Annotated in this window: 5 protein-coding genes and 1 pseudogene; all 6 read right to left on the bottom strand. The window is 50.0% G+C overall.

Features of this window, described 5'->3' with window-relative positions; genetic code table 11:
• Positions 1 to 138 precede the first annotated feature (138 nt).
• Positions 139 to 1,161, bottom strand: a pseudogene (locus tag Q3F21_RS09325) (tyrosine-type recombinase/integrase).
• Positions 1,162 to 1,321: 160 nt separating this feature from the next.
• On the bottom strand, positions 1,322 to 2,110 hold the full coding sequence (gene spo0A, locus Q3F21_RS09320; protein ID WP_340251649.1) for a sporulation transcription factor Spo0A: 789 nt from the start codon (positions 2,108 to 2,110) through the stop codon (positions 1,322 to 1,324).
• 245 nt (positions 2,111 to 2,355) lie between these two features.
• Positions 2,356 to 3,687 (bottom strand): SpoIVB peptidase, encoded by a 1,332-nt coding sequence (gene spoIVB, locus Q3F21_RS09315; protein ID WP_340251646.1) that lies wholly within the window; start codon positions 3,685 to 3,687, stop codon positions 2,356 to 2,358.
• A gap of 246 nt (positions 3,688 to 3,933) precedes the next feature.
• Positions 3,934 to 5,658 carry a DNA repair protein RecN gene (recN, locus tag Q3F21_RS09310; RefSeq protein WP_340251643.1) on the bottom strand — a complete coding sequence of 575 codons (1,725 nt, stop codon included), beginning with the start codon at positions 5,656 to 5,658 and terminating at the stop codon, positions 3,934 to 3,936.
• A 16-nt stretch (positions 5,659 to 5,674) separates the two neighbouring features.
• Positions 5,675 to 6,124, bottom strand: coding sequence for a transcriptional regulator AhrC/ArgR (gene ahrC / locus Q3F21_RS09305; protein WP_340251640.1), 450 nt, complete (start codon positions 6,122 to 6,124; stop codon positions 5,675 to 5,677).
• 4 nt (positions 6,125 to 6,128) lie between these two features.
• Positions 6,129 to 6,986, bottom strand: coding sequence for an NAD(+)/NADH kinase (locus tag Q3F21_RS09300; RefSeq protein ID WP_340251638.1), 858 nt, complete (start codon positions 6,984 to 6,986; stop codon positions 6,129 to 6,131).
• Between the last annotated feature and the right edge of the window lie 75 nt (positions 6,987 to 7,061).

Raw genomic sequence — 7,061 nt, 5'->3', positions numbered from 1 at the left:
CTTCTCACAATACAACCTAAACTCCGTCAGTTCTTTGATGATTTTATCGACCAGTGGAATACTGGACATTTCACTCTTTTTCCCAAAGACGGTGCAAAACTTTGCGCTTTTATTTTGCCGTTTCAGCTATGGAAGCTATTAGCATCCACAGAGCCTAATTGTTACGATTACCTCCCCAGTAAAGCCTTTGATTCCCTCCATATGTGCGAGAGGGCTATGCTTTTGATACTTCCGCGCAATTTCCTCGTTTGTAAAATCCAAATACGCTTTCTGAGTAACCTCAACTGAACTGTGACCTAATATCCTGCACAAACTAAACCAATCACCGTTGTTAAGAATGTATATTTCGCAAAGTTATTCCTCAGTTGATGCGGATGAATTTTTACGCCAACCTGCTCCCCCGCTTGTCTCAATTCACGTTCGTAATTGCGTATTTCCAATTGTGTTCCCCTTGTAGTCGGGAAAAGGAATGGGCTTTCTGAATATCGGTCTTTATACTTTAACCATTGTTTCAAGTCATTGGCTAACTTGAATGAAAAATAAACGTACCTCTCCTGCTTATTCTTGGGGTTTGTAATTAGTATGCTCTTATGCTGAAAGTCAATATGTTCAGGAAATAACGCCAAGCATTCCCCGATTCGCATTCCAGTATCCAATAACACTCTAGTAATAACGTAATTTCGATAACCATGAAACGTTGAAGTATCGAATTACTTGAGTACCTTCTTGATTTCATCAGGGGTCAGGGTCTTCTTCACCTTGCGTTCAGGCTTCGGATTCTCAATGCTGTCCACAGGATTTTTCGGGATTTCTCGTTCGGCATGATACAAATAATTGAAGAACACTTTGATGTTGCGAACGTAATTAGCAATGGTTGTCGTCGATATGTCCTTCTTAAAATCGCTTCTGTTGTCAGGATGATTAACCTTCTTGCTCTCTTCCTTATTGACCACTGTGTATTTGCCTCGTTCACAAATACTTTATATATTGGCAAATATGCCCCGACTGTACTTTCTTTACCTCTTCAATGCCAAAGCTGTCCTTGAGAAACAAGGAAAACAGTTTGAGGGTTTGTTCATAGCTTGCCAAAGTCTTGCGAGATAAATTCTTGGAAGAACAATACAGCATGAAGTTGTCGATGTGAAATTCAATGTCAGTCATAAAAAAATACCACTCCTTTATCGGCTTCTGGGAAGACCAATAAACAAGTGGAATTTGTTGTCACTTCGATATTTATCGGCTCAAAATAGCTCACTTCCGATATTTATAGCCATATTTGCAATAGCCCTTGACGCGTTCAAACCCTTGCTACGCCTACATCCTAACTAATCTTTGCTTCAATCCGCAGCTTGTCTGCAACCATGGCAATAAACTCGCTGTTCGTCGGCTTCGCCTTCGTATTGGAAATGGTGTAGCCGAACAGGCTGGAGATGGAATCCAGATTTCCCCTGGACCAAGCTACTTCGATGGCATGGCGAATGGCACGCTCCACACGGCTTGCCGTCGTATTGAACTTCTTGGCAATATCGGGGTACAGCACTTTCGTAATGGACCCCAGCAATTCGACGTCGTTATATACCATCGTGATCGCTTCACGCAAATACAGATAGCCTTTAATATGCGCCGGAACGCCGATCTCGTGAATGATGCTGGTGATGCTGGCATCGAGATTGCGTCCTCTGATCTGCAATGGATTTTGCGGTTTGACAGCGGTCACGAAAGAACTCGCAGGCTTGCTGCTTGTCATCTGGCGGATTCGCTGCGCCAATACCTCCATGTCAAACGGCTTCAGGATGTAGTAAGCCGCCCCTAGCTCCACTGCCTTCTTGGTAATTTCCTCTTGCCCGAATGCCGTCAGCATGATGATCTTTGGCTGTGGAGACAGTCTCATTGTTTGAATTTGTTCCAATACGGCTAAGCCATCCAGATGAGGCATGATAATATCCAAAATAAGGACATCCGGGATGCGTTCTTGGAGCAGGCGAATGACATCATTTCCGTTATACGCCACACCGATTACGTTCATATCGTGCTGGCTGCTAATGTACTCTTCCAGCAGGTTCACAAATTCCCGATTGTCATCCGCCAACAACACTTCAATCTTGCTCAAGGTCGTTCCTCCTTACAATCAACGGTCTGTTTGGGAAAAGGGTGGAAGTTTTCTCAGAAGTTATGAATCCCTCAACATATACCCATACCATTTTCACTCCAAAAATTATTCGACAATGCCGGGGGCATTCCTGCCAATGACGAAAGATTGAATGATTTTTCCGATATTTCGACAATGATTTCCACAATAAACCCCAATGGGAGAAAAGGCCGACTCACCTTTTGGCGAGACGGCCTCGTCCTTTTTTATGCCGCAGTTTCTGTCGATTTGGATTGCTCCCCTGGACGAACCTGCAGTCCTGCATCCTGAAGCATCCATTCGATGTAGCAACCGTAGCCAGAGGTTGGATCATTGACAAATACATGGGTAACCGCGCCGACCATTTTTCCATCCTGGATAATCGGGCTTCCGCTCATTCCCTGAACGATCCCGCCGGTCTTTTCAAGCAAACGCTTGTCTGTCACCTTGATGATCATGCCTTTCGTGGCGGGGAAATGCTGTTTCACGACATTCACAATTTCAACGGAGTACTCTTCTACCTTTTGACCTTCCACCACGGTAAGGATTTTGGCTGGTCCCTCTTTTACCTGTTCGGCCAGAGCAATGGGAATGGGATTCGGATAAACACTCCTTTTAGGCGCCTCGTTCATCTTTCCGAAAATCCCGAACGGGGAATTTTTTGTAATGTTTCCGAGCACTTCGCTTTCGTTGTAAAAACGGGCGAACTTTTCTCCCGGATTCCCGCTCTGCCCTTTTTCAATGGAGGTTACACTCGCCCGTACGATTTGACCGTCGCCGACAACGATGGCCTGTCCAGTATCCACATCGGAGATGACATGGCCCAATGCTCCGTAAGCTTTCGAATTCGGCTCATAAAACGTAAGCGTACCAACACCTGCTGCCGAATCGCGAATGTACAGGCCCATCCGGTACTCCTCATCCTTTTTGTCTTTGGCAGGCCTCAGCGTCAGATTTACCTTTTCTTTGCCTCGGACGATGAGAAGCTGCAAAGGTGTCTGCTTTTCGCCGGCTTCACTCACCAGCTTTTTGACATCGTTCATGTCATTGATGTACATGTCATTCATCTTGATGATACTGTCCCCGACGTGTACACCCGCTTGTTCCCCTGGTGAGACTTTTTCTTTTCCTGTGTCAACCAGATGATGACCAACGACAAGAACGCCCGCAGTCTGCAATTTGACGCCGATCGATTGGCCGCCCGGAATCACTCGCAAATCGGGCAGCACATTTACCTTGACCGCTTTTAACGGGATATTGCGCCACTTTACTTGCAAATTGGCTTCTCCCGCTTTTTTCGGTTCTACCGAAACCGGCTGGCTAAGGTCCACAGAAACCTCCCGGGCTTCCGTCCCGTTGACGTGAAGAATCTCCGGGTTGCTGTTCACCAGCGTACCCATGACGGGCATGGAAACGCGCAGCTGCTTCAAGGAGCCTTCCATCAGGCGTAATTCATGGGGAAAAGAAGACAGGTCGTGGAACGGGGTGGAACTCACGACAATCGCCGTGATAAGGAGAAGGAGACTTCCCATCCATTTTCTTCTGTTGTGACGGATCACCAGCAATCACTCCTACCGTTCCCTACCTACACCTACACCTAACACCTCCACCTTGTGTAGTTATACTATTGCCTGCGCGGCATTGGATTATGTCAGGAAAATGTAGCACCGGTGCGCGAGCGAGAAGCTTTGGCAGCCATTTGGCACGTCAAGCAGCCTGCGATTTTAAACGTGGTGTTATCTGTGGCCTATCGTACTGAAGACAGCATGACGAGAGTGCCGCAGAACAGCAAAAAAGCTGTCCAATTACTTGGCAGCTTTTCGTTGTCTCCCGAGCGCGATCATTTCCCGGGCATGCTCTCTCGTTTTTGCCGTCACCTCGGCTCCGCTTAACATGCGGGCCAGCTCGATGACACGCTCCTCTTCAGTCAGGCTGTGAACGAGTGTCATCGTTTCGTTTTCGCTCATTTCTTTTTGAATCAAAAAATGGGCGTCTGCAAGCGAAGCTACCTGCGGAAGGTGTGTAATACACAGCACCTGACGCTTGAGCGCGACTCTTGCAAGCTTCTCCGCGATCGCTTGCGCGGCACGTCCACTCACCCCGGTGTCTACCTCGTCAAAAATCAAGGTCTGTACCTGGTCGGTTCCTGCGAGGATCGTCTTGATCGCCAGCATGACCCTCGACAGCTCGCCCCCGGAAGCGATTTTGGCCAGAGGGCGCAACGGCTCTCCCGGATTGGGCGAAATTAAAAACTCGACGGTATCGATCCCGTTGGCATCGACGCGCCATTTGGCTCCCTCGATCTCCACGCCATTTTCATCGGGAATTTGACGCACATCGATGGCAAATCGTGCACGCTCCATGTGCAATTCCCGCAGCTGCTGCTCGATTTCCTGAGCAAGCAGGCCGGCGCATTTGCAGCGGATCATGGACAGCTCCTGGGCTTCGACGGCAAGGTCTGCAGCCAGCTCGACCAGCCGTTTTTCCAGCTGCTGCAAGCGGTCATCGTAATGATGCATCTCGTCCAGCTCATCCTGAATCGTTGCCGCATACTCCAGAATATCGTCTACATTTTTTCCGTATTTTCGCTTCAACGTCTGGATCAAATCAAGCCTTCTCTCGACCTCTTGAAGCTGCTCCGGTTCAAAATCGAGCCGGTCGGAGAGCTGCCGCAGCTGGTGAATCGCGTCCTCTACCTGATAGTATGCGCTTTGGACGCTCTCAAGTATCGGGTCCAACTGCTCGTCGTAGGAGGAGATGCGTTCCAGTTCGCTCATCGCATGCCCCAGCCACTCGCTTCCCCGCTGATCGCCGTGAAGGGCACGGTAAGCGTCCTGGATGCCCGCAAATACTTTCTCAATGTTCATCCATTTCTTTCTTTGCTGGAGGAGCTTCTCGTCCTCCCCTGGGGCCAGCGAAGCCGCCTCGATTTCGCTTAGCTGATATTGCAGCAGGTCGATTCGCTGGACTAGCTCCCGTTCGTTTTTGGACATCCGCTCCAGATCCTGTTTCGTTTTTGAATAGAGAGCAAACAGCTGGGCGTACTCCTGTTTCGCTGAGCCCAGCTCTTTTTCCCCGTAGGAATCGAGCCAGTGGATGTGCTTGTCCGCCTGCATCAGCATATGTGTATCATGCTGTCCATGGACGGTCACCAGCCAGGGGCCCAGCTCTCGCAGCATGGCGAGCGTAGCAAGCTGTCCGTTTATGCGGATAATGCTTTTGCCCTGACTGGAAATGTCGCGCCTGACCACGAGGGTGCCGTCTTGCTCGACCTGGACGCCGAAGCTTTCGCAAACTGAAAAGACGGGATGCCCCGCAGGAAGCTCAAACAGACCTTCCACTTCCGCCCGCGATTCTCCGTACCTGACAAAATCAGAGGAAGCCCGGCCCCCCAAGAGGAGACCCAGGGCGTCAATGATGATCGATTTCCCCGCACCAGTCTCCCCGGTCAGGATGTTCAAGCCCTTCTGAAAGGAGATGGTGACGGACTTGATGATTGCAAAATTGCGTATGGAAAGCTCCAGCAGCATACGGTTTCTCCACTCCTTACAGCATTTCCATGAGCCGCTTTGTCACTTCTTCCGAGTTTTCCTTTGAACGGCAAATTATCAAAATCGTATTGTCGCCGCTGATGGTACCCATGATTTCTTCCCACGGCAAATTGTCGATCAGCTCCGCTACCGCATTGGCATGTCCGGAGAGCGTTTTCAACAGAATAAAGTGATCGGCGTGATCCATGCTCACAAACGAATCAACCAGCATGCGTCTGAGCTTCTGGATCGGGTTGTACTTCTGCTCGACAGGCAGCGAGTACTTGTAGCGGCCGTCCGGCAAGGGAACCTTCACCAGATGCAGCTCCTTGATGTCTCGGGAGACTGTGGCCTGGGTCACGTTAAACCCTGCCTCGCGCAAACGGTCCACCAGCTCGTCTTGTGTCTCCACTTCGTTGTTCCCGATAATTTCACGGATGCGAATATGTCTTTGCCCTTTATTCATTTGATTACTCCCATTCCCCTTGTAATTTCGTGCGAATCGTTTCAAAAAAGCCGCCCTTTTTCCATTTGACCAAAGGGGTGACATGCGGCGACTTGCGGATAAATATCTGGTCGCCTCCCTCCAGCTTGTATCCAAACTGCCCGTCTATCGACAACCCCATCTCGTGGTGAATGGCATCCACTTCAATCCGGATCGCCTGATGGGGCGACAGCACCATCGGGCGGGCCGTCAAGGAATGCGGCGCTACAGGCGTGAGCAGCAGCATGTCGACATTCGGCGCCACAATCGGACCGCCGGCAGACAGGGAATACGCTGTCGAGCCCGTGGGACTGGATACGATCACTCCGTCCCCGCTAAAGGTTGCGATGTACACGTCGTCCAGAAACACAGCGCATTGAATGATGCGGCAGAACGATCCTTTGGCAATCCCGATATCATTCATCGCCGTATAGCGCGCGAGCGTAGAATTGTTTCGGACAAGCTCTGCCTCCAGCATGGAGCGTTCTTCAATGTAGTATTGTCCAGAAAGAAGATTGTCTACGGCGTGGGGCAAATGTTCCGGGTCGGCCTCCGAGAGAAAGCCCAGCGTTCCCAGATTGATGCCCAAAATCGGCAGGGAGCGTCCTGCCAGACGGCGGGCGATGCCAAGCAAGGTGCCATCGCCGCCCAGCACACAAAGAAGCTCGGCTTCTTGCCCGATCACTTCCAGGCTCGTTCCGATATCGCCTCGGCCTACATGGGAAGCCATTTGTTCATCCAAAAGAACTCGCGCCCCTTTGGCTTCCAGCAAATATACCAATTCCCTGGCCACGATGCGGGCCTCCGGTTTTCCTTTGTTCGCTACGATACCAAACGTTTTCAACATGGCCCACCCCAAAGCTTCGTCGGTTGGAAATCCTTATACAAGTATACAACTTTTCATGCATACAAAAAAAGC

Origin of the sequence: Brevibacillus borstelensis (assembly GCF_037834415.1) — a bacterium.
GTDB lineage: Bacteria > Bacillota > Bacilli > Brevibacillales > Brevibacillaceae > Brevibacillus > Brevibacillus borstelensis_A.
Note: the sequence above shows the minus strand (reverse complement) of the source record. Positions and strands in the feature narration are given on the sequence as shown.

What these genes read in the sequence shown, in the direction of transcription:
- recN (WP_340251643.1), bottom strand. Translation starts at nt 5,658, where the DNA reads ATGCTGCTGGAGCTTTCCATACGCAATTTTGCAATCATCAAGTCCGTC.
- ahrC (WP_340251640.1), bottom strand. Translation starts at nt 6,124, where the DNA reads ATGAATAAAGGGCAAAGACATATTCGCATCCGTGAAATTATCGGGAAC.